A 26,622-nucleotide genomic window follows, 5' to 3' on the forward strand; every position below is an offset into this window, starting at 1 on the left:
TTAGAATAAAAAATCAAAGATTTTCCTTGTGCCTTAAAATGTGATTGATGAAAAATCTTTGTGCCTTTGTGTTTAACGCACAAAGCTAAAAACCATTCATCACTTATCATTTATAAATTAACCGCCGACACGTTTTGTTTTGTAGCCCATTTCTTTTAAGATGGTCATTATTTTGTCGCGGTTGTCGCCCTGGATGATGATAACGCCGTCTTTTTCCGAGCCACCGATGCCTAGTTTTGTTTTGATTTTTTTGGATATTTCTTTCAGGCCTTCATCGTCGCCTTCCCAGCCTTCTATGATGGTGACGGGTTTTCCGTTTCTGCCTTTCTTCTCGAATTTGCAAACGAGCGGCTCTTTCTGTTTGAAGTTTTCTTTCTCTTCATCCGGCATTTCAAAATCCTGCTCATCGTGTTGCGGAAAAAGGTTTTTCAGTTGGTCTCTAAGGTCCATTATATCAATTTAAATAAGGGTTTTAAAGGTAGTTATAATTATTATTATGGAAAAATATGTTGGGAAATTCTATCATCACATTTCATTTCGTAAATTTGTATAAACAAAATTAGAAATCAAAATGTCAAAAAAAGCAATTCTTGCCATATTAGACGGCTGGGGAATCGGTCTTAATGATTCCGTTTCCGCTCTCAAACAAGCTAAAACACCTTTCATAGATTATGCCCTTCAAACTTTTCCAAGCACAACCCTCGAAGCTAGTGGTCTGGCCGTTGGTCTTCCCGCTGGACAAATGGGAAATTCCGAAGTTGGACATATGAATCTTGGCGCTGGTAGAGTTGTTTACCAAAATCTGGTAAGACTCAATATGGCGGTTGAAACTGGAAGTCTCGGCAGAGAAAAAGTCATCCAAGATGCTTTCGAATATGCAAAAGCAAACAACAAAAAAGTACATTTCATCGGTTTGGTTTCCAATGGTGGCGTGCATTCTCATATCAATCACTTAAAAGGATTATTGACTGCCGCTCACGAATTTGGACTGAATGACAACGTCTTCGTTCACGCTTTCACAGACGGTAGAGATTGCGACCCGAAATCCGGAAAAGGCTTTATTGAGGAACTTTTGGCGCATATGAAAACCACAACGGGAAAACTGGCGTCGGTAATTGGTCGTTATTATGCGATGGACAGAGACAAGCGTTGGGAACGTGTGAAACTGGCCTATGACCTTTTGGTAAATGGCGTTGGAAAGGAAAGTAAGGATTTTGTGCAGTCGATTCAGGATTCTTATAATGAGGATGTTACGGATGAATTTATCCAACCAATTGTTGCGATTCAGAATCATTTTCCGATTGCTAAGATTGAGGATCACGATGTTGTGATTTCTTTCAATTTCCGTACAGATAGAGGTCGTGAGATCACAGAAGTTCTTTCTCAGCAAGACTTCCCGGAATACGGAATGAAAAAACTGGATCTCTATTATGTGACTTTAACCAATTACGATAAATCTTTCCACAACGTAAAAGTTGTTTTTGATGAGAGTGTTCTCGAGAAAACAATGGGCGAAGTTTTGGAAGCTGCGGGTAAATCTCAAATCAGAATAGCAGAAACAGAAAAATATCCACACGTGACATTCTTTTTCTCAGGAGGAAGAGAAGCGGAATTTGTTCAGGAAAGAAGGTTGCTTTGTCCAAGTCCGAAAGACGTTGCAACCTATGACCTGAAACCGGAAATGTCTGCTTACGATCTTACAAATGCCATCGTTCCGGAATTGGAAAAAGAAACGGCAGACTTCATCGTTCTCAACTTTGCAAATACAGATATGGTTGGGCACACCGGTGTTTTTTCAGCAGCGGTAAAAGCAGCGGAAGTCGTAGATTCTTGTATCAAAAAAGTGGCTGAAACGGCTTACGAGCACGGTTATGCAGTTTTCATTCTGGCAGATCACGGGAATTCTGATATTATGATCAATCCAAACGGAAGTCCGAATACTCAACACACTACGAACTTGGTTCCGTTCATCGTAATGGATAAAGAACACACGTGGAATTTGACGCCAGGGAAATTAGGAGACGTTGCACCAACAATCCTGAAAGTAATGGGTGTAGATATTCCGGAAGAAATGACCGGCAATATTTTAGCAAATTAAAATAAATACATATTTAAAAAATAAAAAGTCGGTTTTTTAAGCCGGCTTTTTTGATGTAAATTCGTTGTATAATTTCATAAATGAATATGATCAGCAAGTTTTTTTTCTGTTGTCTTTTGATTGGAAGTTTTGTCTTTGGGCAGGATATTTTGTCCAATGATGATGACTACAATAAAAAGAAAAGTGAAGAACTGGCGTCTTTGGCTGTTTCATATTTTAAAAAAAATGATCTCAAAAAATCCACGGAACTTCTTTTTAAAGCCAAAGAATATGCCGAGAAAACTGAGGATTATGGCCTGATTGCCAGGATGAATGGTTCCATCGCTCATCAGTATGTACAACTTAACCTGAATGACAAAGCCAGATTCTACCTAGCAAATGCCATCAAACAGATCAACAAATTACCTGAAAGTGACAATAAAAAACTTCTGAAAACTTTGTCCTATCTTGAAATCGGAAATATAGATTTTGACCAGCAGGATTATCCAAAAGCCATCGAATATTACAAAAGATCCCTCCGCGAAATAGAGTTGGTGAAAAATCCTGATGAGCAAGCAGTTTATCATCACAGAAGATCACTTTATAATATTGGAAATACCTATTATTATCTCAAAAATGATTCGGCAGAAATCTATCTGAACAAAGCGCTGGCCATCAAAAATAATTATAATAAAGAGATCGATTATTTCATTTATAATGCCTTGTCTCAGGTTTATTCCGGCAGAAAGGAATACCAGAGAGCGATTGATACGTTAAAAATTATTCTTAAAAATAAAAATGACCTCGATAAGCGGTTGCTTTCCGATATTTATTACAATATTTCTCAGGATTACAAATCGTTAGGCAACCAATCTGAATATTCATTGTACAATGAAGAATTTATAAAACTCAACAAATCGACCAAGGAAAATGAGATGAAAGCCATTTCTTCGGCCATCAATGCAGAGCAAAAAGATTACAAAGAAGCGATTTCTGACGCTGACAGTTCGAAAAAGAATATCGTAATAATTTCTTCTATTTTTGTTTTAATATTGGCAGTAGCAATTATCTATTTGCTTTACCGCAGAAAAAAGGAGAGAAAGGTTTTTGAAAATGTTATTCACAAATTTGAAGTTGAAAATATTATCAAACAAGAAGACAGTCCTGAATCAATAGAAGTAATCAAAAAAGATCTGCCTTCTCAAACTCCTAATCCTGTAGAACGGGAATTGCTGGAAAAGCTGGAAAAGTTTGAAAATTCCGAAAAATTTACCAATCCGAAACTGACCATTTCAAGTCTTGCCTTGCAGTTGAAAACCAATACAAGTTATCTTTCCGAAGTCATCAATAAGTATAAAGGAAAAAACTTCAATACTTATATTAATGAACTAAGGATTGCCTATATCTGCGAAAAAATTTACAATAACAAAGAATACCAAAGCTATAAAATCAGTTATCTTGCCGAGGAATCCGGTTTTGCTTCCCATAGTTCCTTTGCAACAGTTTTCAGGAATATTACCGGAATTTCGCCTTCCGTTTTCATTCGGGAAGCTTCTAAAAAATTCAGCTCAAAAGATTTGTAAATAAGTTTAATTATCTGATTATCTGATTTTTATTAGTGTTTATTACCTTTCAAAATTGAGGATTTTGCAAGTCTATTACTTTTAATCAAGGTTATTTTACAATAGTTTAGCATCAAATAAAATTTAATAGATTGATATGAGAAAAAACTTATTTTTTGTATTTCTGCTTTCCGGATTATTTGGATTTGCACAGAGCAATTGCAATTATGGCGCTGCATCTGCCCAAACGTCTAATGGAGAAAATATCACAACAGGTGGTGATTTTGAATATAGTGCCGCAACGGATTTTGATGTCGAAGCAAGAAAGGTATTGACGGCAAAACAATTAACTTTTAATGTACTGAAAGGTTCGGCAAATGTAAACTCCGTAAATGTTAAAATACTGAAAGAATTCCAGGGAATGCCCGGCGAAGTGCTTCACACTTTTGCAAATTTGACACCGACTTCGCAGACACTCGTTTATGAAACAGGTGAGGAAAATCTGGACGCTTATAAAATTACAGTCACTTTCCCCGAGAGTTTCGACCTTCAAAAAGGTAAATATTTTATTCAGATTCAAGCCAAAAATGCAGACTCTTCTCCGGTATTTTGGGAGATTACAAAAGAGACAACCCGAAAAGTGGGAAGATTCGATTTTACAAAAATGAATGCAGAACCTTGGTTTGGCGGTTTTTCTTACTATGACCACGTTTTCGACATTATCGGGAACTGTAACGATACAGGCGAACCGGAGCCGGATTTTGGAACGGAATATACGCAAGGCACTGTTGGGAACAATTATGAAACCGGCGGTACTCTTGTTGGAAGAAGTCTGGCAGATGACTTCATTGTTCCGGATAATCAGAAATTCACTTTCACAAAATTCAAAATGTCAACCTTGCAAATTGGAAATGTTAAATATGCAACCATCAATGTAAGAGCTTCACAAAATGATATGCCGGGAGAATTACTTTATTCTTTTGAAAATGTAGGACCGAAAACCGAAAATTTCTATGGCTATCATACTGTTCAGGGATATCCGTTGGATGTTGTCGCGGCAGATCTGGAATTTGAGTGGAATCAGCCGGTAGAGTTGCTGCCTGGAAAATATTTCATAGAGGTTATTGCCACGCCACAGCCTTTCACAGATTACCAGCGTTGGGAAGCTACTTCACAGCCGGGAATCGGAGGTTTTTCATACACTTCTTATGATGGCGGAGAATCTTGGGAGATGAATGACGGTTATAATTTTGTTTTTGAAGTTTCAGGATTTAATAAACCATATTTAGGTGTTAATGATATTGCAAATAATGCCATTTCTGTTTATCCTAATCCGGTGAATGATGTATTGAATATTAACTCGGCCAAAGCAATCAAAAAAGTATTGATTTATAATGCTGCAGGTCAAATTGTTAAAAATTCTGATGCAGTTCAGAACAATAAGCTGAATGTTTCCGAGCTTTCTCAAGGTGTATATTTTGTAAACGCAGTTCTTGATAATGGCGAAACGAAAACATTTAAGATTATTAAGAAGTAGTTATAGTTAGTTATAATTTATAAATAAAAACCTGATTTCATTTTTTGGATCAGGTTTTGTTTGTAATAATGATTAGAGTGTGCAAAAACCAATAATTGATTTTTGTCGTATCTTTGAAAACTTAAACAATATAAATTAATGCACGAAAAAGAGTTACAAATAGAGGTAATGAAATCGATGGAAGGTAATATGGACGAGTTTATCGCATCATATCTTACGCCTATCGAAAAAATTTGGCAGCCTTCGGATTTCCTTCCGGACAGTTCCAGCGAAAATTTCAAATATGAAATTGAAGAACTGCAGACATTTGCCAGAGAAATGCCCTATGACCTTTTTGTAACGTTGATTGGAGACTGCATCACAGAAGAGGCGTTGCCAACGTATGAGTCCTGGCTGATGAATCTTGACGGCGTAAATCAGGAAAAAAATACAGGCTGGACCAAATGGATCAGAGCCTGGACAGCTGAGGAAAACCGACACGGCGATCTTCTGGGAAAATATCTTTACCTCTGTGGTCGTGTGAATATGCGCGAGATGGAGATCACAACACAACATTTAATCAGTGATGGTTTTGATATCGGAACCAGTTCCGATCCTTATAAAAACTTTGTTTACACCAGTTTCCAGGAGACAGCTACCAATATCTCTCACAGAAGAGTAGGGACTCTGGCAAAACAATCCGGAAATAAAAAACTGGCGCAGATGTGTGGTGTCATCGCAGCAGACGAAGCGAGACACGCAAAAGCTTACAAAGATTTTTCTGCAAGAATATTTGAAATGGATGCCAGCGGAATGATGCTCGCTTTCGAAGATATGATGAGAAGGAAAATAGTAATGCCTGCACATTTACTTAGAGAATCCGGACAGAAAGCTGGTGAGCTTTGGGAACATTTTTCAGATGCAGCGCAGAGAGCAATGGTTTACACAGCGCAGGATTATATCAATATTCTTTCTGATCTTTTGGATGAATGGAAAATCGGAAGTATGAAAAACCTGAATGATAAAGCAGAACGAGCAAGAGACTATCTGATGAAGCTGCCGAACAGATTACAGAATATCTCAGACAGAATAAAAACCCCGGAACTTCCTTACAGTTTCAAATGGGTTAAAAGTTAAAATATCAATGCGCTTCAGAAGCGCATTTTTTATTGATACCATCTAATTAAGAGAAGTCTAAAATCTAATATCTGACTTCCAATGTAAAAAGGGATTTATATAATTCGTATATTTGCTCACTTATTTTACAAAAAATGCACGATGATAAAAAGTAACAAAAAGCTGGCTATCGATTTTGACGGAACTGTTGTGGATGATGCTTACCCGGGAATTGGAAAGCCAAAAACATTTGCTTTTGAAACACTCAAAAAACTTCAGGGCGAAGGCTACCGTCTGATTCTTTGGACTTACAGACATGGTAAAGCTTTGGAAGAGGCTGTAGAATTCTGCAGAAAAAACGGATTAGAATTCTATGCCGTTAATTCCAGTTTTGAAGGCGAAATTTTTGACCACGAAACGCAATCCAGAAAAATTGATGCTGATCTTTTCATAGACGACAGGAATCTTGGTGGATTCCCGGGTTGGGGAGAAATTTATCAGATCATCAATGAAAGAATAGAATTCCAGGTTGCCGGCGGAGAAGTTCACGCTTACTCCAAAATGAAAAAAGAAAAGAAAAGAGGCTTATTCTGGTAAGTCTTTTTGTAAAAGGTATTAATGTAAAAAGTATTAATGTATCAATTGAAGGTACATTTTACATTTTACATTTTACATCAATACAATATAAAAATGATTCAACTCAAAACAATAGAGGAGCTTCGGTTGATGAAGCAAAGTGCAAGATTGGTTTCCCAGACTTTGGGAATGTTGGCAAAGGAAATAAAACCGGGAATCAACACTTTATCTCTTGACAAATTAGCACACGAATTCATAAAAGATCACGGCGCGGAACCTGCATTTTTAGGTTACGGCGGATTTCCCGCATCGCTCTGCATCTCTCCGAATGATCAGGTTGTTCACGGTTTTCCAAACGCAGATATTCTGAAGGAAGGTGATGTCTTATCAGTGGATTGCGGCGTTTTCTGGAATGGATTTGTAGGTGATCACGCTTACACTTTTGAAGTTGGAGAAGTTTCTGCTGAAAACAAAAAATTGCTTAGAGTTGCAAAAGAATCATTGTATAAAGGCATCGAACAGTGTATCAGAGGAAAACGTGTTGGCGATATTTCCAATGCCATCCAGAAACATTGTGAGAAAGAAGGTTACGGCGTTGTGCGCGAGCTGGTTGGACACGGCGTTGGCAGAAAAATGCACGAGGATCCACAAGTTCCGAATTATGGAAAGCCGGGAAGCGGAAAAGTCCTGAAAGACGGAATTGCGCTTGCTATCGAACCCATGATCAATCTTGGAACCGAAAAGGTCAAATTTCATAATGACGGTTGGACGGTAACAACTTTGGACAACAAAACATCTGCACATTTTGAACACGATGTTTGCATCATCAACGGAAAACCGGTTTTACTTTCTACTTACGAATATATTTACGACGCTTTAGGAATCAAATCTGATGAGGAAAAAGCTTTTCAGCTGGATTTTTAATTAATGGAAAAATTCGCCAAATTTCTACTCAATAAAATCCCAAGACCAATGCTTATTAACTTGAGCATTCTTTTACGTCCGTTGATCGTTTTGTTTTTCAGAGGAGACAATTTTACAGATCCCATTGACGGTAAATCTTACCGCAAATTTTTACCTTACGGCTACGGAAAACAACGTTCCAATGCACTTTCTCCCGGAACTTTATCTTTGGAAAGACACCGGCAAATGTGGCTTTACTTACAAAATGAGACTGATTTTTTCACGTCAAAATTAAAGATCCTTCATATTGCTCCGGAGCAGGATTTTCTCAAACGATTCAAAAAAATGAATAATCTGGATTACACATCTGCGGATCTTTTTTCGCCGATTGTTGATGTAAAGGCGGATATTCTGGACTTGCCTTTTGAAGATAATACTTATGATGTCATTATCTGCAATCACGTTTTGGAGCATATTGTTGATGACAGGAAAGCAATGTCAGAACTCTACCGAGTTATGAAACCAAAAGGTTGGGGAATCATTCAGGTTCCGATGAAAAATTCACTTGAAACCACTTACGAAGATTTCACGATCACAGATCCTCAGGAACGACAGAAACACTTTGGACAGTATGATCATGTCCGTTGGTATGGAATGGATTATTTTGACCGTTTAAGAAGCGTTGGTTTTGAAGTACAAGCTAATTTCTATTCACAAAAATTCTCTGACGTTGAGATTAAAAGGTTTGGGCTTAATAAAAATGAGATCCTTCCTGTTGTGAGGAAATATTAAAGTCGCTTAGCAGCAATGTATTTTAAATAGAATTCAAGGTAGTTTTTGACCATTATTTCTTAGTCTCATAATAAAACTAAAATACTGTCTTCCATTTTTCTGGTCTAATCCAATTTCGATTTTTAATAATTTATCCAATCCAAAATTATTTAGTTATATTTTATTGACTTGTGATAATTACAAATAGGTAAAAAGTCTTGCATATATGCAAGACTTTTTTATTTAGAATTTGGAATACAATTTTATTATTTAATAGAAAAGATTAGAAGATAAAAATAGTTAATTAAAAAATTAAATTTTATCTATAATTATATGATTATGAGTCTTTTATGTATGAGAATTATATTCAACTAATTCGCAAAATGTAAAGTGTTTTATTTTGACTAGGTTCGATTTATAGATAGTTTTGGCTCTTGCTAACAGGAATTTAAAGGTTAAAATTTTCAACGGAAATTATTCTTAATAAATGAGAAATAAAAGCCATTGATGTTTTTTAAAGTAGTCAGTTGAAAAAATCTGAGTTTGAAGGCTGCTTAAGATAAGAAAATGAAGGATGCAACTGAAAAAAAACACATTATTATGGAAAATAACACTTAACAGATAAAAAATAGATATTAATGCTAAATATTAATATACAAATACTACTTAAAACACAAGCAAATGAAAAAACAACTACTTACATTTTCAATATTTTTAATAGGAATAAGTATATCTGCACAGGTCAAAATTACTAAAAGTCCTTTAACAGCGGATACGATTGATCCGTCTGCGATGCTGGAAGTTGAAAGCACGGATATGGGTACGCTTATACCACGGCTTACAACCAGTGAGAGAGATTTAATTTCATCTCCGTCCAATGGTCTTTTGATCTTTAATAAAGATACAGGATGTTTAAACCAATATCATGACGGTTCGGGCAATTTGAACATTGCCGGCTGGAATGCTATCTGTGGAACGCTTTCTACAGCATTGTTAAATAAAAAAATACAATATGAAATTTTAACAATTCAAAATTAGTAAAATGATAAAAAAGAATAAGTTATATTTTATAGTCTGTATTTTAAGCTTCATAGTTTCTGTAAATGGACAGATTAAAATTTCCAATATGCCTGAGGGTAATGCTGTTATTGACAATACTGCAATTTTGGAAGTACAGAGTTCTGCTAAAGGTGTTTTATTACCAAGATTAACGACAGCACAACGGAATCTGATTACCACTCCTCCGAATGGCTTGATAATCTATAACACTTCTATAGGCTGTTACGAATTTTATACTACCGGCGGTACTAAAAATACCACTGCAAACAGGTGGTATTCTGTATGTACAGGTACAGTTTGTGCGGTACCTACAATTACCGCGGGGACATTCTCAACATATTGTAATGCAACACAGCAAGTGCTAAGTGTTACTGCCACAGGAACAGGGCTTACTTACCAATGGCAGAGGAATGGTACCGCTATTCCCGGCGCCACCGCCAATACTTACACAGCTACACAGGAAGGGAGTTATAATGTAGTAATCAATGGGCAGTGCGGAACTACGAGTTCTAACTTGGCAGTGTTTAACAAACCTACTTATTTTCCTACACCACCTACCACTCAGAATGTGAATGTAGAATCCCAACCAGAAACTACTTTTTCTGCAGTATCAGCTGGAGGCGGTGGAGGAACAGTGACATATAAATGGCAAATCAGCCGTAACAGTGGCAGTACCTGGACAGATATAACCGATGGTGAAAGTAGTACTGATAACTATATGATATTTTCTAACTCGGGAACTCAAAATCTGACAGTTAAATGGCCGACAACTCTATTGTCTCCTGCAAGACAATTTAGACTGGCAGTGACAACTAGTGTTGCATGTGGGACTAACCCGGCCTATAGCACTGCTGCTACTTTAAATACTTCTCCTTCACCCGCATATCTTTTTAATGATATTTTTTGTGCCGGTTTACCTGCAGGATGGGTTGCTACAGGGACTACAAGCCAGGCAACAGGTGTTCCGTGTGGTAGAATTTTAAATCCTGGTGATGTTGCAGGAAGTTCGGGTGGCGGCGTCAACAGAACATTTGCTACAACGCCCGGTCAACAATATACTTTTGTTGCAAGGATATTAAATAGCGGGTCTGCTGCGTCTTCACAACATCTGAATGTTTATGATAACGGAACTAATACTCTTTTAGGGCAGGCAGATAATTTTGGAAATAATCTAACTTCAGTCACATTTACTGCTACAAGTACTACCACACGTTTCGAGATTTTAGATTACGGAGCAACATTTGAGTCGGATGGATACGTATATATGGCAAGAGCATTTTCTAATTAATTAACTATTAATATTTTATAAATGAAAAAATATCTTTTAAGAACAGTTTATTTAATTATTTTTAGTATTAGTTTTATTACTTATGCGCAGGTAGTTAAAATTGGGAATAATCCGACAACAATAAATGGTAAGGCAATTCTGGAAGTAGAAAGTACAAATAAAGGGGTATTGGTACCTAGATTATCTACTTCGGAGCGTAATGCTATATCTTCTCCGGCAAATGGACTTTTAATATTTAATAAATCGATAGGATGCTTTGAGTTTCGTGCAGCAGCAGGAACTACAAATACTGCGGATGCATGGTATTCTGCATGTACTGGAGCAGCATGTACTGCTGTTGCAATTACGGGACAGCCTGTTGGTGGAGGAACTACTTGTTCTCCAACCCCAATGTCTGTTACAGCTACAGGAACCATATCGGGTTATCAATGGCAAAAGGATAATGTAGATATCCCAGGGGCTACCAATGCGACTTATACGCCGTCGGTAACTGGCTCGTACAGAGTTTTTGTTATTGGGTTATGCGGTAGTGCAACTTCTAATGCGGCTGCAATTACTGTTAGTTCGGCTCCAACAATAACTCAGAATCCTTCTGATGTTACTATAAATGTTGAAAATGAAACAGCTACTTTTACTGGTGCGGCTACTGGCTCTGGAACATTATCTTATCAATGGGAGATTTCTAGGAACTCTGGTGCATCTTGGAGTAATGTGAGCGACGGTTGGGGTTATGGAGCAAACAATGAGATAGATCATGCTATGGTGCTTTCAGGGTCTACGACACCATCCCTTACAATCAAATGGATAACAACTGGGGAAGACGGAAGGATGTTTAGACTTAAGGTTACCAGTACTTCCACGTGTACACCAAATCCAGTTTATACGACTCCTGCAACCTTGCATACAACCAATTCGCCTACCTATATTGTTAATAGTAATCTATGTGGAGGTTTATCTGGCTGGAGCTCTACAGGACCTGTAAGTGGTTCTACAGGTAATCCTTGCGGAATGTATCTGAATCCAACTAATAGTTCTTCAGGAGGGGTTGTATATAGAGATGTAACAACTGTTATCGGGCAAAGCTATACTTTTTCCACAAGAATATTGGTTTCAGGCTTCGCTAGAGCTGTTAGTGTAAGAGCGTATAATGGTGCTACTATAATAGCAAACGGAACTAATACCGGAGACAGCCTTACCCAGATTACTTTTACAGCAACAAGTACAACTACGCGACTTAGGATTGCAGACGATTTGGGTTCCAGTACTAATGCATTTGATGCAATAGTTTTTGTAGCCAGATTTTTCCAGAATTAATTTTATATGAGCATATAATTGAAATTTTCGGATTTAAAAATTAAAAAAACAGGTAGGAATGATTCTACCTGTTTTTTTATTTATTAATATTAATCAAAAAATATTTTATTGGTTTTTCATCAAGAGGAAGTGTAATTTCTATAAATAGTGATGCTAAAAATATTACATAAGATAAGTTTATTTTATGACAAGCGCAAAAACTAAGCTGGTGTTTCAAACATTTGTTTGATAACATTGTGTTAAATATTCATTAAAATTATTTTTTAACTTATTGTAAGCCAGTAATAATAGTTTTTGTGCATTATATTTGATAGATATTATTATTAAATACATAACGTATAATTTGTATTTAATCAATAAATTTGAACGTTTGTTTGAAAACATATCTAAAAAATTAGTATTTATGAGGAATATCGCGCTTAGCTTTTTTGTTGTTTTAGGTCTTTTTACATCATGTTCCAAGTCAGAAAATAAGGACGATAAAAAAGAATTACCGCCTCAACCGTATCAATATATCGTTGCAAAAAGTGGTCCTGCTGAAAATTTGACACAATATCCTGCCAGACTGGAAGGTATAGAAAATGTGGAAATCCGTCCAAAAATTGATGGTTTCGTGGAAAAAATCTACATCGATGAAGGCAGCCAGGTCAGCAAAGGACAATTACTTTTCCTCATCAGAAATCCACAGTACGAGCAATCCGTTTTGGCAGCCCAGGCAACCGTAAACAGCGCAAGAGCAGCCGTTGCAACTGCCCAAATGCAAGTCACAAAAACCAAACCTTTGGTTGATAAAAAAATCATCTCTGCTTATGAACTTCAAGCGGCGGAATTAGCGCTGAAATCTGCAAAAGCTTCTTTAGCAGAAACGCAGGCCCAATTAACCAATGCGCAAGTTAATCAAGGTTATACCAAATTATACAGCCCGGTAAGTGGTGTTGTAGGAACCTTGCCTTACAAAGCAGGAAGTTACATCAGTACAAGCACAGCGCAGCCATTGACTACCGTTTCTAATGTTTCAAAGATATTCGCTTATTTTTCAATTAATGAAAAACAACAACTGGAATTTTTCAAACATGCAAAAGGTGCAACAATAAAAGAAAAATTAAAAAATTCACCTTTGGTAGATCTTGTTCTTTCCGACGGCAGCAAATATGAAGAGAAAGGAAAAATAGAATCAATCAGTGGTTTGGTAGATCCCAACACAGGCTCATTCTCAATGCGTGCAACGTTCCCGAATCCAAAAGGACTTATCAGAAGTGGTTACAGCGCAACCGTTCAGTTACCGAACAATCTCGAAAACGTGATCATCATTCCTCAGTCAGCAACTTACGAGCTTCAGGGCAAAGTTCTGGTGTACCTGATCGGTGCAGATAACAAGGTGAAATCTACAGAAGTTAAAGTTGAAGATATGCCGGAAGGTTTGACATACGCAGTGACTTCCGGATTGAAGCAAGGTGATAAAGTGGTTGTAGAAGGTATTGGACTTCTAAAGGATGATACTCAGGTTGTACCAAAAGAAACTACGTTACAAAGCGTGATCACAAAAAAATAATATCAGTCGTATTAATAAATGGAAAAGTGAACGAGATCAGTTTTTAAATATTAGAAATTTTTTTTCTTCATCTTTCCTCTCTTAGTCTAATTATATGTTTAAAAAATTTATAGAACGTCCGGTATTATCCACCGTAATTTCCATCATCATTGTGATCCTTGGTGTTTTGGGAATTGTGACCTTACCGATTTCACAATATCCGGATATTGCCCCGCCGACAGTAGTTGTAAGCGCAAGTTATCAGGGTGCAAATGCCGATGTAATTCTTAAAAGTGTTATAGTCCCTTTGGAAGAGCAGATCAATGGGGTAGAAGGGATGACCTATATGACTTCTACTGCAACCAATGACGGTTCCGGGTCTGTGACGATTTATTTCAAGCAGGGTGTAAATCCTGATATCGCTGCGGTAAACGTACAGAACAGGGTTTCCAGAGCAACGCCTTTGTTACCTGCTGAAGTTACAAGAGCCGGAGTTACAACAACCAAAAGGCAAAGTTCAAACGTATTGATATTCTCCCTTTATAGTGAGAATCCCAATTATGATATGACCTTCCTTCAGAATTATACAAACATCAATATCGTTCCTCAGATCAAAAGGGTAACAGGTGTGGGTGATGTGACGGTTTTTGGAGCAAAGGATTACTCGATAAGAATCTGGCTGGATCCTAATAAAATGGCTTCGTACGGACTAGTTCCTGCTGATATCAATACGGTTTTAGCTGAACAGAATATCGAAGCAGCGCCGGGAAGTTTAGGTGATGAAAGTGACCAGAGTTTCCGTTATACCTTAAAATATAAAGGAAGGTTGACAGAGATCCCTGAATTTGATAATATCATTATTAAGGCTACAGAGAATGGTCAGACTTTAAAACTAAAAGATGTCGCAAGAGTAGAACTTGGCGCTCAGGATTACACCGGAAGCAGTTTCACAGATGGACATCCTTCTATTGGTATGGCAGTTGCGCAGACGGCCGGTTCCAATGCTCAGGATGTTATCAATCAGTCGATTGCAGTTCTTGATAAAGCTCAGGAATCTTTCCCGAAAGGCGTAAGATACGAAGCGCTTGTAAATGCAAATGACTTTTTGGATGCATCTATTGAAAAAGTAATTCATACTTTATTTGAAGCCTTTATCCTCGTATTCATCGTGGTTTTCTTGTTCCTTCAGGATTGGCGCTCAACTTTGATTCCGGCAATTTCGGTTCCGGTGGCAATTGTGGGAACATTTTTCTTTCTGAGTATTTTTGGATTTACAATTAATTTATTGACGCTTTTCGCATTAATATTAGCGGTAGGAATTGTGGTCGATGATGCAATTGTGGTTGTAGAAGCTGTTCACAGTAAGTTGGAACAAGGTGAGAAATCTCCGCTTCGGGCTTCCGTAACCGCGATGGATGAGATCAGCGGCGCGATTATCAGTATTACTTTGGTAATGGCTGCGGTTTTTATTCCGGTAAGTTTTATTTCCGGATCGGCCGGGGTTTTCTATAAGCAGTTTGGTTTAACATTAGCAATATCAATTATATTATCCGCCGTAAATGCTTTGACCCTGAGTCCGGCTTTATGTGCGATTTTTCTTAAACCTCATTCCCACGAGGAGCAGAAAAAGAATTTCCTTCAGCGGTTTTTCACCAATTTCAACATCATTTTTGATGCGATGGTTAAAAAATATACAAGAGGAATTTTATTCTTACTAAGGAAAAAATGGATGGCGTTCGGAGGTCTTGTGATCTTTGCCGGAATTTTTGTCTGGCTGATGAATACTACACCGAAATCCTTCGTTCCAAGTGAAGATATGGGAGGTATCTTTATGGATATTTCGCTTCCAATCGGCTCTAATGAAAACCGAACCAAAGAAGTTCTTCAAAAAGTAGAAGATATCGTAAAAAAACAACCCGAGGTTTTACACATCTTCAAAGTTTCAGGACGCGGAATGGTAAGTGGATCAGGATCCAATAACGGGATGCTGATCGTAAAACTGAAAGACTGGAAAGACAGAGGCAAAAAAGGCGAAGATCTGCAATCTTTTGTTGCAAGAATGTACGAGAAAACTGCCGGAATCAAAGATGCAAAAATGACTTTCTTCGGAAGACCTACTTTGCAGGGATTTGGTAATGCTGCAGGTTTTGAGATGCAGATTCAGGATCAGAAAGGCGGAAGCATCGCTGATCTTACAAAAGTGACAAATAATTTCATCGATAAAATGAATCAGCAGCCGGATATCCAAAGAACATTTACGTCCTTCAACCCGAACTATCCTCAATATATGATTGATATTGATATTCCGACGGCTAAAGCTGCAGGTTTCTCTGTATCAGATATTTTGGGAACAATGCAGGGGTATTACGGTGGCGTATATTCTTCTAATGTCAATTTGTTCGGGAAACAATATCGTGTGATTTATCAGGCGCCTTTTGAAGACCGGGAAAATGTTGAAAGCTTTAATATGATTCAGGTCAGGAATAGCAATGGTGAAATGGCACCTTTGAGCAGATTCATCACAGCAAAGCGAGTTTACGGACCGCAAGCTGTAGGGCGTTTCAACTTATTTACTGCGATTTCTATCAACGGAACACCTAACCCTGGTTTCTCTTCCGGAGATGCAATTAATACAGTAGAAAAAGTAGCAAAAGAAACACTTCCTCAAGGTTATGGATATGAGTTTTCCGGATTGACGAGGGAAGAAGTTACAGCGGGTGGACAGACTGTTTACATCTTTATTTTATGTTGTGTATTCGTTTATTTTCTATTGGCAGCGCAGTATGAAAGTTACATTTTACCATTTGCAGTTATGTTGTCATTACCTGTTGGTTTGGCTGGTGTGATGATGTTCAGTAGCTGGATCGGAGGTTCCAACAATATTTATACTCAGATTTCCCTCATTATGTTGATTGGACTCTTAGCAAAGAATGCAATTTTGATTGTAGAATTTGCGTTGGATGCAAGAAAGAAAGGCTATACAATTGCTCATGCTGCTATCAGTGGTGCAAAACAAAGGCTTCGTCCGATTTTGATGACCTCTTTTGCTTTTATTTTCGGATTGATTCCATTAGCGATTTCTACTGGAGCGGGAGCTGTTGGTAATCAGTCTATTGGAATTGGAGCAATTGGAGGGATGTTGTTCGGAACCATATTCGGAGTGTTTTTTATTCCGATTCTATTTGCTGTATTTATGTATCTGCAGGAAAAAGTGAGTAGCAAAAAAGTATCGGATAAATATGAAGGAGAATTAAGCGAATAACTAAAAGTTGAGAAAAATGAAAATCAGAATATCAAATTTAATCATATTAGTAAGTGTCGCAGGTTTCTTTCATTCTTGTAAGGTAACTGATACTTATCAAAATCCGGATGTTGAACAAAGCCGACAGGACAATCTCTTCCGCCAAAAAACCAGCAATGACAGTATTTCTACTGCCAATGTAACGTGGAATCAAATCTTTACGGATGATAAACTTCAGAATATCATCAAAAAAACGATATCAAATAATCTTGATCTGAAAGTTGCCATCGCAAAAATACAGGAAGCTGATGCGGTTTTCAAACAGTCACAATTGCAGAATTTACCAAGTCTTGACGGTATTGCTTCCATCAAAGAAACTAAAAACAGCGCCGCCGCTCAGGGAAACACTTTTGTAATGCCGGATCTTATGAACTATCAATTGGGTATTTCTACAGGTTGGGAAGTTGATGTCTGGGGAAGGATCAAATCTCTGAAAAGAGCAGCCTACGCCGGATTTCTTCAAAGTGATGCGGCGAAAAGAGCAGTCCAGACACAGTTGGTTGCTCAGGCTGCAACTTTATATTATCAGTTGATTTCTTTGGACAAACAGCTGGAGATTACAAGACAGACTATTACAAACCGCCAGGAGGATATAGAAACTGTTCAGTTGTTGATGGACGCTGCTTATCTCACAGGGGCAGATCTGGAACAGAGCAAAGCTAATTTATATTCAGCACAACTGTCGGTTCCGGATCTCGAATTGCAGATCCAGCAAACAGAAAACGCACTGAGTATCCTGATGAATGACAATCCGCAGAAAGTAGAACGTAATTCTATAGATTCTCAAGTGTTTTATACAGATCTTAAAACCGGGATTCCGGCATCTTTGCTTAAAAACCGTCCGGATGTTCAGGCTGCGGAACTGACTTTCAGACAAGCTTTTGAAAACAAAAACGTAGCAATGGCTCAGGTTTATCCTACATTCAATATTACGGCAACTTTAGGTTTATCAACAAAAACGTTATCCGATTTTTTTACGAATTCCTTATTCTATACAGCTGGCGGAACATTAACTCAAAATATCTTCCAGCAGGGCAATAGAAAGGCGCAGGTAAGAATCACGGAGGCCAGAAAACAACAGGCATACTTTACTTTTCAACAAACATTGCTGACAGCCGGTTCCGAAGTTTCAAATGCCTTACTTTCTTATCAGAAGGCGAAAGAAAAAGAATCAACAAGACAATTACAGATCCAGTCTTTGGAAAAAGCAGTAGAGTTCAACAAAGAATTACTGACTTACTCTTCCAATGTCAATTACGTTAACGTTTTGACCTCAGAACAATCTTTGCTTCAGGCAAAACTCTCCGGAGTTAATGACAGATTGCAGCAGTTACAAGCCATTACAGAGTTTTACAGAGCGCTTGGAGGCGGTCAATTTTAAAAATAAACCTTTCATCATACATTTAAAACCTGACAGTTTTTGTCGGGTTTTTTGTTTTCTGATATTATAATTTCCTGATGTTTAATTTTTAGGAGCTTGATCCCGCTATCCACTATATCTTTTTATCATTGCGAACGATGTGAAGTATTCTTGAACTTCGGAAAAATCGCAATAATAAAAAGGATGCCGTTACTATCGGGGCTATAATTACTACAATTAGATTTGTCTGAATTTTATTTGTTATTATGAATTATGATTATCTGTTGTATTGGTACATATATCAATGTTATTTATGTTTATAAATAAAAATATGTACGGATATAATATTAAATTTTAATTTATGGTATAATATTCATATTGAAAGTTTTTATCTTTACTAAAAACTAAAACCGTGGAAAAAACATTACAAAACATTCAGAAATTGCACGAGGTGTGGTCTCTCAGCAGACCAAAAGAACTTATCTCATTTGATCAGATTAACTTTAATGATCTTGTCAATTCTATCATCAGTTCGGGACCTTTTTACTATTATATTATTGATTTTTTTGATTTGACCTTATCTAACATCAGCCCCAATATTTATGAAATTCACGGCTTGAAACCTGAAACTGTTGGACTCAACCATATTCTGGAAACCATACATCCGGATGATATGGAATTCGTAATTCAGGCAGAAGCACATATTACAAAATTCTTCTATGAAAAACTAGGAAAGCACAAACTTCTTAATTATAAAATGAATTACAGCTTCCGAAGCAAGGGAAAGGATGGGAATTATATTTTGCTCAATCATCAGGCTTTGCTGCTGTCATTAGATAAAAATGGAAATAGTGGAAAATCTCTTAATATCCACACTTGCATAGATCACCTCAGCAATCATAATACTTATAAGATTTCCCTGATCGGACTCAATGGTGAACCGTCTTACATGAATATCAGCCTGGATGATGATGGCAAAAATAAAATTGAATTCTCGAAACGGGAAATAGATATTATCAAACTGATAAGTGATGGTTATAATAACGATATGATTGCAAAAAAACTTTCTATCAGCCCACTGACGGTCAAAAAACACAGGAGTAATATTCTGGAAAAATCCGAATGCAACAATACTGCTCAACTTATCAAAAATTGTTTTCAGCAGGGGATAATTTAAACTCTTATGAAAATTTACTTGATTAAAAAATACTCCTTTTGGAGTATTTTTTTTTATTTGATAACAGCATAGCTTTGTAATAACTAAAAACTAATAACTATGAAAACTAAATTATTATTGCTGCTACTACTTTGGCAAGGAGTGGTGTTTGGGCAGGAAAATACACCTGACAAATATTTGAAAAAACTTTCTGATCAATTTATGACTATCAATACAAGTCTCATTAATGAAAATAAATTATTGGAAGATATTAAAGCCAAAATAACTTCTTCAAACAATGATCAAAAAGTTTTAACAGAATTGATTACTCAATTGGATAAAACAAAAGTTCTACAGTTTAAGCTGGATTCTATTTATACTGTTGCACAGACTGCTATTTCGTTTTATGATACAAAAGGAGAACTTAAAAAAGAAGAAGCAAAACAAAGCTTTCCTCATGAACATCAGATATCTACAGCATCTTCATCAACATCTAAAGACGTTAAAACTTATCTCTATTTTGGAAAAGACGAAGTTATTGAAGAATGGAAACCAACTGGTAATAAAAAATATGATGATATAATCACAAAGTTTTTAAATAAAGAAAGTGAAGCATATCTTGGAGATATAATAATACCCAAGGAAATGCAGGAATTTCAATTTTACAAACCTACTAAAGATCTTGCAAAACCATTTATTCCTGACAATAGAATTTATAGATTTAAAAGTATTTCATTTGAAGTTTTAGATGGTTTCTTTACGAATATTAAGGTTTTTATTGTAGATCAAAATGGTTCGGAACATCTATTTGAAAACAAAGCGCCAGTTAGTATTTTGAATTTTTCAAGTTCAGCGCCTAAAAATTTTATTTATTATAAGCATCCAATTAGGCAAAATGGTATCGTCAATTTTGAGGAAATCGAAAAATTAAGAATTAGACTTTCTGATGTTTTAATGTACACTTCCAAGCCAGGGAATAATTTTATTCCTAATGATATAACATTTGAATTTCCTACAAAGGACAAAAATGGGCAGGTTATAAACAAAGATTCTTACGTTAAATACGAAATAAAAGAAGATACAAGTTTACAAAATGCGGTAGAATTAAGAGCATATACCGATTTTCTAGGTTTATTTGCTGATGCTCCAAATGGTATTGTACAGTTAGAAGGAAAAGGAGATTTTTATCTATTCCCCTTCAAAACAGGTAATTACCAGTCAGATTTAAGATTGTTGGATAAAGTATCTCCTTATGTTAACTTTTCTAAAATAGATAATGATGTAAGAGCTGTCAAAACTATTACACTAGACAATGCAAATATAACTCCAGCAAATAAGTTGGATTTGATACAAAAATCATACTTGGAAATGGGTGCCAAGATTAACTTGATAAATGTTAGGTTTACAAAAGAAGTTCCCTTCAGATTAATTGCCTATATGCCTTTAAGATATCAGATTGCTGACGTTATAATTAAGGATAAATTTGAAAACATTCAAGGTTTTGCTTTTGGAGGTGGTATTAAGGCAGAGGCTAAGAGATTTAATAATTTTGGATTTAATTATTCCTTTGAATATTCTCAATATAACTTTAAAGACCATAATTCACTTGAAAGTTTTGAATCTCCAAATTGTTTTGGTGTCATAAGAAATGAAGCAGAGATTTTCTACTATCCAGGTACTGAAAAAACACAATCAATCTTCCTGAAATTAAAAACATTTAATAATCTTAGTAATGATGAAGCGTTTTATCAATTACAATTTGGTTATCGATTTTCTATTGGTTTATCAAATGTAAAAAATAAAACCAATTAATAATATCATTTATTCAAAAAAATCGCTAAAGTTTTAAGCTTTAGCGATTTTAATTTTACCCTATTTCGATCCCATTCTCCACAGTCTCATCAGGCGTTACAAAAGATAACTTACCATCTGGTTTTGTAGTGAGAAGAAACATTCCCTGAGATTCTATTCCTCGGATTTTTCTTGGTGCAAGGTTCAAAAGAATCATCACCTGTTTTCCAATTAATTCTTCCGGAGAAAAACTTTGTGCAACACCGGAAACTACCGTTCTCACATCAACGCCTGTGTCCACGGTGAATTTCAGAAGTTTGTCTGCTTTTTCTACTTTTTCCGCGGTCAGAATAGTTGCAGTTCTCAAATCGATTTTAGAAAAATCATCAAATTGTATCTCGTCTTTCATTGGAGTAGCTTTTGGATTGGTCTTTTTGTTGGATTGCTTTGTATTTTCCAGTTTCTGAATTTGAAACTCAATTGTTTCGTCTTCGATTTTTGAGAAAAGAAGAGATGCTTCATTGATTTTATGTCCGGTTTCTATCAGGATATTTTTGGTTTCAATGTCAATCCAGTTCAGTTTTTCAACATTGAACATTGTCAATAATTTCTCTGAGCTGAAAGGCATAAACGGTTCCGATAACTGAGCCAAAGCCACCGCAATCTGAGCTCCAACAAATAATGAATTGGATGCTTTTTCAGGATTGTCTTTGATCGTTTTCCATGGTTCTTCTATCTGAAGATACTGGTTTCCAAACCTTGCCAGGTTCATTAATGCTGTTAAAGAATTTCGGAATTCGAAGTTTTCTAAATATTGCGCAATTTCTGCAGCAGATCTTTTGATTTCTTCTAACTCTTCAGCATTTTCATTTCCTGAAGGAACAATGCCGTCGTAATATTTGTGGATCAGAACTGCAACTCTGTTGATAAAGTTCCCGAAGATTCCTACCAATTCAGAATTATTCTTGGTCTGGAAATCTTTCCAGGTAAAGTTATTATCCTTTGTTTCCGGAGCAGACGAAAGTAATGCATAGCGCAAAACATCCTGCTGACCTGGGAATTCTTCTACATATTCGTGAGCCCAGACTGCCCAGTTACGGGAAGTTGATATTTTTTCATTCTCAAGATTCAGAAATTCAAAAGCGGGAACATTGGTCGGCATAATATAATCGCCGTGAGCCTTCATCATTGCAGGGAAAATGATGCAATGGAAAACGATATTATCTTTTCCTATAAAATGAATAAGATCAGAATTTGGATTCTGCCAGTAATCTTTCCAGTTTTTCCCGGTTTTCTCTGCCCATTCCTGAGTGAAAGAAATATAACCAATTGGTGCATCAAACCAGACATAAAGTACTTTTCCTTCCGCATTAGGAAGCGGAACAGGAACGCCCCAGTTGAGGTCTCTCGTCATTGCTCTGGGTTTCAAACCATCGTTCAGCCAGGATTTTACCTGTCCGTAAACATTGGTTTTCCAGTCGTCTTTATGACCTTCGATGATCCATTCGTTCAGGAACGTTTCATAGTCATTAAGTGGAAGATACCAGTTTTTGGTTGCTTTCAAGATTGGAACATTACCACTCAACATAGAATGCGGATTGATAAGTTCTGAAGGGGAAAGGGTTGAGCCACATCTCTCACATTGATCGCCATAAGCATTTTCATTACCACAATTTGGGCAGGTTCCTACTATGTAACGGTCTGCAAGAAATTCATTGGCTTGTTCGTCAAAATATTGCTCAGAAACTTCTTCCGTGAATTTATCTTTATTATATAGTGTCTTAAAAAAATCCTGACTTACGTCGTAATGTTTTTTAGATGTCGTTCTGGAATATTCATCGAAGGAGATACCAAGGTCGGCAAAAGACTGTTTGATGATTCCGTGGTATTTGTCCACGATATCCTGAGGTGTCACGCCTTCTTTTTTTGCTCGGATAGTAATCGGAATACCGTGTTCATCACTTCCGCAAATAAAAGCCACGTCTTTTCCCAATCTTCTCTGGAATCTTGCATAGACATCTGCAGGGATATAGACACCCGCCAAATGCCCTATATGAACCGGTCCGTTTGCATATGGCAATGCGGCCGTAATCAATTTTCTGTCTGACATTATAATCTGAAATTAGATTTGCAAAAATACAACTTTTCGATTAAAAATTATCTGCATTAGATTATTATTAATTTGATGATGATTCATAAAAAGTGTTTGAATATCGATAATTAGAAATTTAACATTTGTTGATTTTTATTTCATTTTTCATTAATATAGGATTAATATTGGTTAATTTAGGAGAAAAAAACGCTAAACAATTGTTTAAAAAAGTGTTAAAATTTCACATCTCATAAAAAAAAGTTAACTATGTTAATGTGTTGATTTGTAATTAATTGAATATATATATTAGATATATTTTTATGATTTATGACACCAAAAACAAGAATTTTAAAAATATTTTAACAGAATGTTGTTTTTTTTATAAATTGCGAAACAGGATCAGGTATGATTCTGAAACAAATTTGAAAATAATATAAACCTTAAAAATTTATTTTTTGTGAGAAACTATAATGTATTAAAAATTGCTCCTGCATTCTTATTGCTCGGATCAATGCTACATGCACAACAAAATGACACGGTGAAAAAAGAAACCGAAATCGAACAGGTTGTGCTGATTGGTTATGGTAAGCAGAAGAAATCTGATCTTACAGGATCTATCACTTCTATTACAGCGAAAGATTTTAATAGTGGTGCAAGTACTCCTGCTCAGCTTATTCAAGGGAAAACGCCAGGTGTTCAGATTACTAATAATAGTGGTGCTCCGGGAGCTGGATCTTCTATCAGAATTAGAGGTATTGGATCTCTTAATGGATCACAATCACCTTTAATTGTTATTGATGGTGTTCCTCAGGATTTCGGTGGTATTAATGGTGCTGCAGATCCTCTTTCTTTAATTAATCCAAATGATATCCAATCTTTTGATATTTTGAAAGATGCTTCTGCTACTGCAATCTATGGTAATAGAGCGTCAAATGGTGTTATTCTTGTTACTACAAAACAAGGATCAGCAGGTAAATTAAAAGTTAATTTTACCACTATGGCATCTGTTTCTACAAAAATGGGAAATGTTGATGTTTTAGATGCAGATCAGTATAGAAGTTTTGTGAATGAGATAGCAGCGACTAATACTACTGTTGCAAATCAGGCATTCCGTTTAGGAACTGCTAATACCAATTGGCAAGACGAAATTTACCAAAAAGCTTGGGGTACAGATAATAATATTGCCCTTAGTGGTGGTATTAAAAATTTGCCATATCGTCTATCTATTGGCTATAATGAGCAAAATGGTATTGTAAAGACTAATTCTTTCAGAAGAACGTCTGTTGGATTAAACCTTAATCCTAAATTCTTTGACAATCACCTAGCTGTTAATGTCAATCTAAAGGGAACTTTTTCAGATAATCAATTTGTACCCGATGGTGTAATACCAAATGCAACTTATTTTGACCCTACTCAACCAGTATTTTCAGGTAATTCTAATTATGGGGGGTATTATGAATGGTTGGATGCGGGTTCTGCAACCGGACTAAATGTAAATTCAACTGCTAATCCATTAGCACAGTTAGCAGCAGTAAGAAATGTATCTTCTGTTTGGAGAGCTTTGGGTAATGTTCAAATCGACTATAAATTTCATTTTCTGCCAGACCTTCATTTTAATGTAAATGCGGGGTATGATTATGCTAAAAGTAATGGTGCTACAACAGTAAATGGAGCTTATAAATCAGGTATTGGGACGTTAGGAACTTTCAGAGAATATTCTCAGGAAAAAAAGAATAGATTACTTGAAACATATTTTAATTATGTGAAAAATATTGAAGCAATAGATACAAATGTAGATGTTGTGGCAGGTTATGCATATCAAAATTTCCAGACTCTTACACCTTATGCAGTAACTTATAATGGAAATGGACAAAACCAGGATAAAGGGATTGATTTTTCGACTAGAAATGTTTTGTTGTCATTTTATGGGCGAGGTATTTTTACTATTGCAAATAAATATATTATTTCTGCTTCTATCAGAAGAGATGGTTCTTCTAGATTCTATAATGGGACAAGAGATAATCTTTGGGGAAATTTCCCAGGAGTATCTTTGGCTTGGAAAATTAATGAAGAAAATTTCTTGAAAGATACAGGAATTAATACTTTAAAACTAAGAGCAGGTTGGGGAAAAACAGGTAATCAAGAGTTGAATACTGGTGATTATCCTTCATTTGCAAATTACACAATTAGCCAGCCGGGTGCACAATACCAGTTTGGGTCTCAGTACTATTATATGTACCGTCCTAACATATATAACCCGATTCTATCTTGGGAAGATACTACTACTCAGAATTTAGGTGTTGACTTTGGTTTTGCCCATAATAGAATTACTGGTTCGGTTGACATATTTAAGAAGAAATCTGAAGGTCTTTTAGTTGATGCAGGAATTGCTGCGGGAGATCTTAGTAACCATAACGTTTTGAACGCTGGTAATATGGACAGCAAAGGGATAGAAGGTTCTATTACAATCATACCGATTAAGACTCAAAATACAACTTGGGAAGTATCTTTTAATGCGACCCACTATGATTCTAAAATAACCAATTTAATTCAAGGAGCTGATGACTCTTATTTTCTGCCAGTTGGAGGAATTTCCGGAGGTGTAGGTAATACAATCCAGGCTCATGCAGTTGGTTATCAGCCTTATGCTTTTTTAGTGTATCAGCAGGTTTACGGGTCTAATGGAAAACCATTGGATGGCGTATATGTTGACAGAAATGGAGATGGTATTGTAAATGCTTCTGATAGATATTATTACCAATCTACCCAACCTGATGCTATTTTAGGATTTAATACAAAACTTAATTATAAAAATTGGGATTTTGGATTAAGTGCAAGAGCGATAATTGGTAATTATGTATATAATAATGCGGCTTCTAATAGTTCTGTACAATCCCTGACGACTAATAGCTATTTGCAAAATATATATTCATCTGCTGCAGAATATAGATTCTCTGCGCCACAATATTTCTCTGATATTTTTGTGGAAAATGCTTCTTTCCTAAGATTAGACAATGTGAATTTAGGATATAACTTCAAAGATATATTAAGTAAAGGTTCTAGTTTGAGAGTTTATGGTATGGCTCAGAATGTATTTGTAATCACAAAATATTCAGGAGTAGATCCGGAAGTATTTAATGGAATTGATAATGGTTATTATCAAATGCCAAAAATATATTCTGTAGGCCTTAATTTTCAATTTTAATTAT

At 36.2% G+C, this 26,622-nt stretch carries 18 protein-coding genes; 16 read left to right on the forward strand and 2 right to left on the reverse strand.

Features of this window, described 5'->3' with window-relative positions; all coding sequences use genetic code 11:
- Nucleotides 1-117: 117 nt before the first annotated feature.
- Nucleotides 118-450, reverse strand: a complete 333-nt coding sequence (locus tag ACFJGY_RS07120; RefSeq protein ID WP_274274870.1) for a translation initiation factor — start codon at nt 448-450, stop codon at nt 118-120.
- Between the two features lie 121 nt (nt 451-571).
- On the opposite strand from ACFJGY_RS07120, the gene gpmI reads away from it, so the two are divergent.
- The 15 genes from gpmI to ACFJGY_RS07195 all read left to right on the forward strand — a co-directional run bounded on the left by gpmI (nt 572) and on the right by ACFJGY_RS07195 (nt 21,342).
- On the forward strand, nt 572-2,098 hold the full coding sequence (gene gpmI, locus ACFJGY_RS07125) for a 2,3-bisphosphoglycerate-independent phosphoglycerate mutase (protein ID WP_379969508.1): 1,527 nt from the start codon (nt 572-574) through the stop codon (nt 2,096-2,098).
- Nucleotides 2,099-2,178: 80 nt separating this feature from the next.
- Entirely contained in the window at nt 2,179-3,660 is a 1,482-nt protein-coding gene (locus ACFJGY_RS07130) for a tetratricopeptide repeat protein (RefSeq protein ID WP_379969510.1), read from the forward strand.
- A 136-nt stretch (nt 3,661-3,796) separates the two neighbouring features.
- Nucleotides 3,797-5,176, forward strand: coding sequence for a T9SS type A sorting domain-containing protein (locus tag ACFJGY_RS07135; protein WP_379969512.1), 1,380 nt, complete (start codon nt 3,797-3,799; stop codon nt 5,174-5,176).
- Nucleotides 5,177-5,314: 138 nt separating this feature from the next.
- Entirely contained in the window at nt 5,315-6,292 is a 978-nt protein-coding gene (locus ACFJGY_RS07140; RefSeq protein WP_379969514.1) for an acyl-ACP desaturase, read from the forward strand.
- 144 nt (nt 6,293-6,436) lie between these two features.
- Nucleotides 6,437-6,868: a BT0820 family HAD-type phosphatase gene (locus ACFJGY_RS07145; protein ID WP_379970135.1), complete on the forward strand. Its 432-nt coding sequence runs from the start codon at nt 6,437-6,439 to the stop codon at nt 6,866-6,868.
- Nucleotides 6,869-6,961: 93 nt separating this feature from the next.
- On the forward strand, nt 6,962-7,771 hold the full coding sequence (map, locus tag ACFJGY_RS07150; RefSeq protein ID WP_379969516.1) for a type I methionyl aminopeptidase: 810 nt from the start codon (nt 6,962-6,964) through the stop codon (nt 7,769-7,771).
- 3 nt (nt 7,772-7,774) lie between these two features.
- Nucleotides 7,775-8,542 carry a class I SAM-dependent methyltransferase gene (locus ACFJGY_RS07155; protein WP_379969518.1) on the forward strand — a complete coding sequence of 256 codons (768 nt, stop codon included), beginning with the start codon at nt 7,775-7,777 and terminating at the stop codon, nt 8,540-8,542.
- 660 nt (nt 8,543-9,202) lie between these two features.
- Nucleotides 9,203-9,559, forward strand: a complete 357-nt coding sequence (locus ACFJGY_RS07160) for a hypothetical protein (protein WP_379969520.1) — start codon at nt 9,203-9,205, stop codon at nt 9,557-9,559.
- Nucleotides 9,560-9,563: 4 nt separating this feature from the next.
- Nucleotides 9,564-10,868 carry a hypothetical protein gene (locus ACFJGY_RS07165; RefSeq protein ID WP_379969522.1) on the forward strand — a complete coding sequence of 435 codons (1,305 nt, stop codon included), beginning with the start codon at nt 9,564-9,566 and terminating at the stop codon, nt 10,866-10,868.
- A gap of 168 nt (nt 10,869-11,036) precedes the next feature.
- Nucleotides 11,037-12,182 carry a hypothetical protein gene (locus tag ACFJGY_RS07170; protein ID WP_379969524.1) on the forward strand — a complete coding sequence of 382 codons (1,146 nt, stop codon included), beginning with the start codon at nt 11,037-11,039 and terminating at the stop codon, nt 12,180-12,182.
- Nucleotides 12,183-12,585: 403 nt separating this feature from the next.
- Nucleotides 12,586-13,734: an efflux RND transporter periplasmic adaptor subunit gene (locus ACFJGY_RS07175; RefSeq protein ID WP_379969526.1), complete on the forward strand. Its 1,149-nt coding sequence runs from the start codon at nt 12,586-12,588 to the stop codon at nt 13,732-13,734.
- Between the two features lie 94 nt (nt 13,735-13,828).
- Nucleotides 13,829-16,975 carry an efflux RND transporter permease subunit gene (locus ACFJGY_RS07180; protein WP_379969528.1) on the forward strand — a complete coding sequence of 1,049 codons (3,147 nt, stop codon included), beginning with the start codon at nt 13,829-13,831 and terminating at the stop codon, nt 16,973-16,975.
- Between the two features lie 16 nt (nt 16,976-16,991).
- On the forward strand, nt 16,992-18,395 hold the full coding sequence (locus ACFJGY_RS07185) for an efflux transporter outer membrane subunit (RefSeq protein WP_379969530.1): 1,404 nt from the start codon (nt 16,992-16,994) through the stop codon (nt 18,393-18,395).
- Nucleotides 18,396-18,786: 391 nt separating this feature from the next.
- Nucleotides 18,787-19,551, forward strand: coding sequence for a LuxR C-terminal-related transcriptional regulator (locus ACFJGY_RS07190; RefSeq protein ID WP_379969532.1), 765 nt, complete (start codon nt 18,787-18,789; stop codon nt 19,549-19,551).
- Between the two features lie 99 nt (nt 19,552-19,650).
- Entirely contained in the window at nt 19,651-21,342 is a 1,692-nt protein-coding gene (locus ACFJGY_RS07195) for a hypothetical protein (protein ID WP_379969534.1), read from the forward strand.
- A gap of 55 nt (nt 21,343-21,397) precedes the next feature.
- Here the strand turns inward: ACFJGY_RS07195 and metG are convergent, their stop codons facing one another.
- The gene (gene metG, locus ACFJGY_RS07200) at nt 21,398-23,431 is read right to left on the reverse strand and encodes a methionine--tRNA ligase (protein WP_379969536.1); all 2,034 of its coding nucleotides are present in this window, start codon (nt 23,429-23,431) and stop codon (nt 21,398-21,400) included.
- A gap of 493 nt (nt 23,432-23,924) precedes the next feature.
- On the opposite strand from metG, the gene ACFJGY_RS07205 reads away from it, so the two are divergent.
- Complete coding sequence (locus ACFJGY_RS07205) at nt 23,925-26,618, forward strand: SusC/RagA family TonB-linked outer membrane protein (RefSeq protein ID WP_379969538.1); 2,694 nt, start codon at nt 23,925-23,927, stop codon at nt 26,616-26,618.
- Nucleotides 26,619-26,622 lie beyond the last annotated feature (4 nt).

Origin of the sequence: Epilithonimonas sp. UC225_85 (assembly GCF_042695135.1) — a bacterium.
In the GTDB taxonomy this organism is placed as follows: Bacteria; Bacteroidota; Bacteroidia; order Flavobacteriales; family Weeksellaceae; genus Epilithonimonas.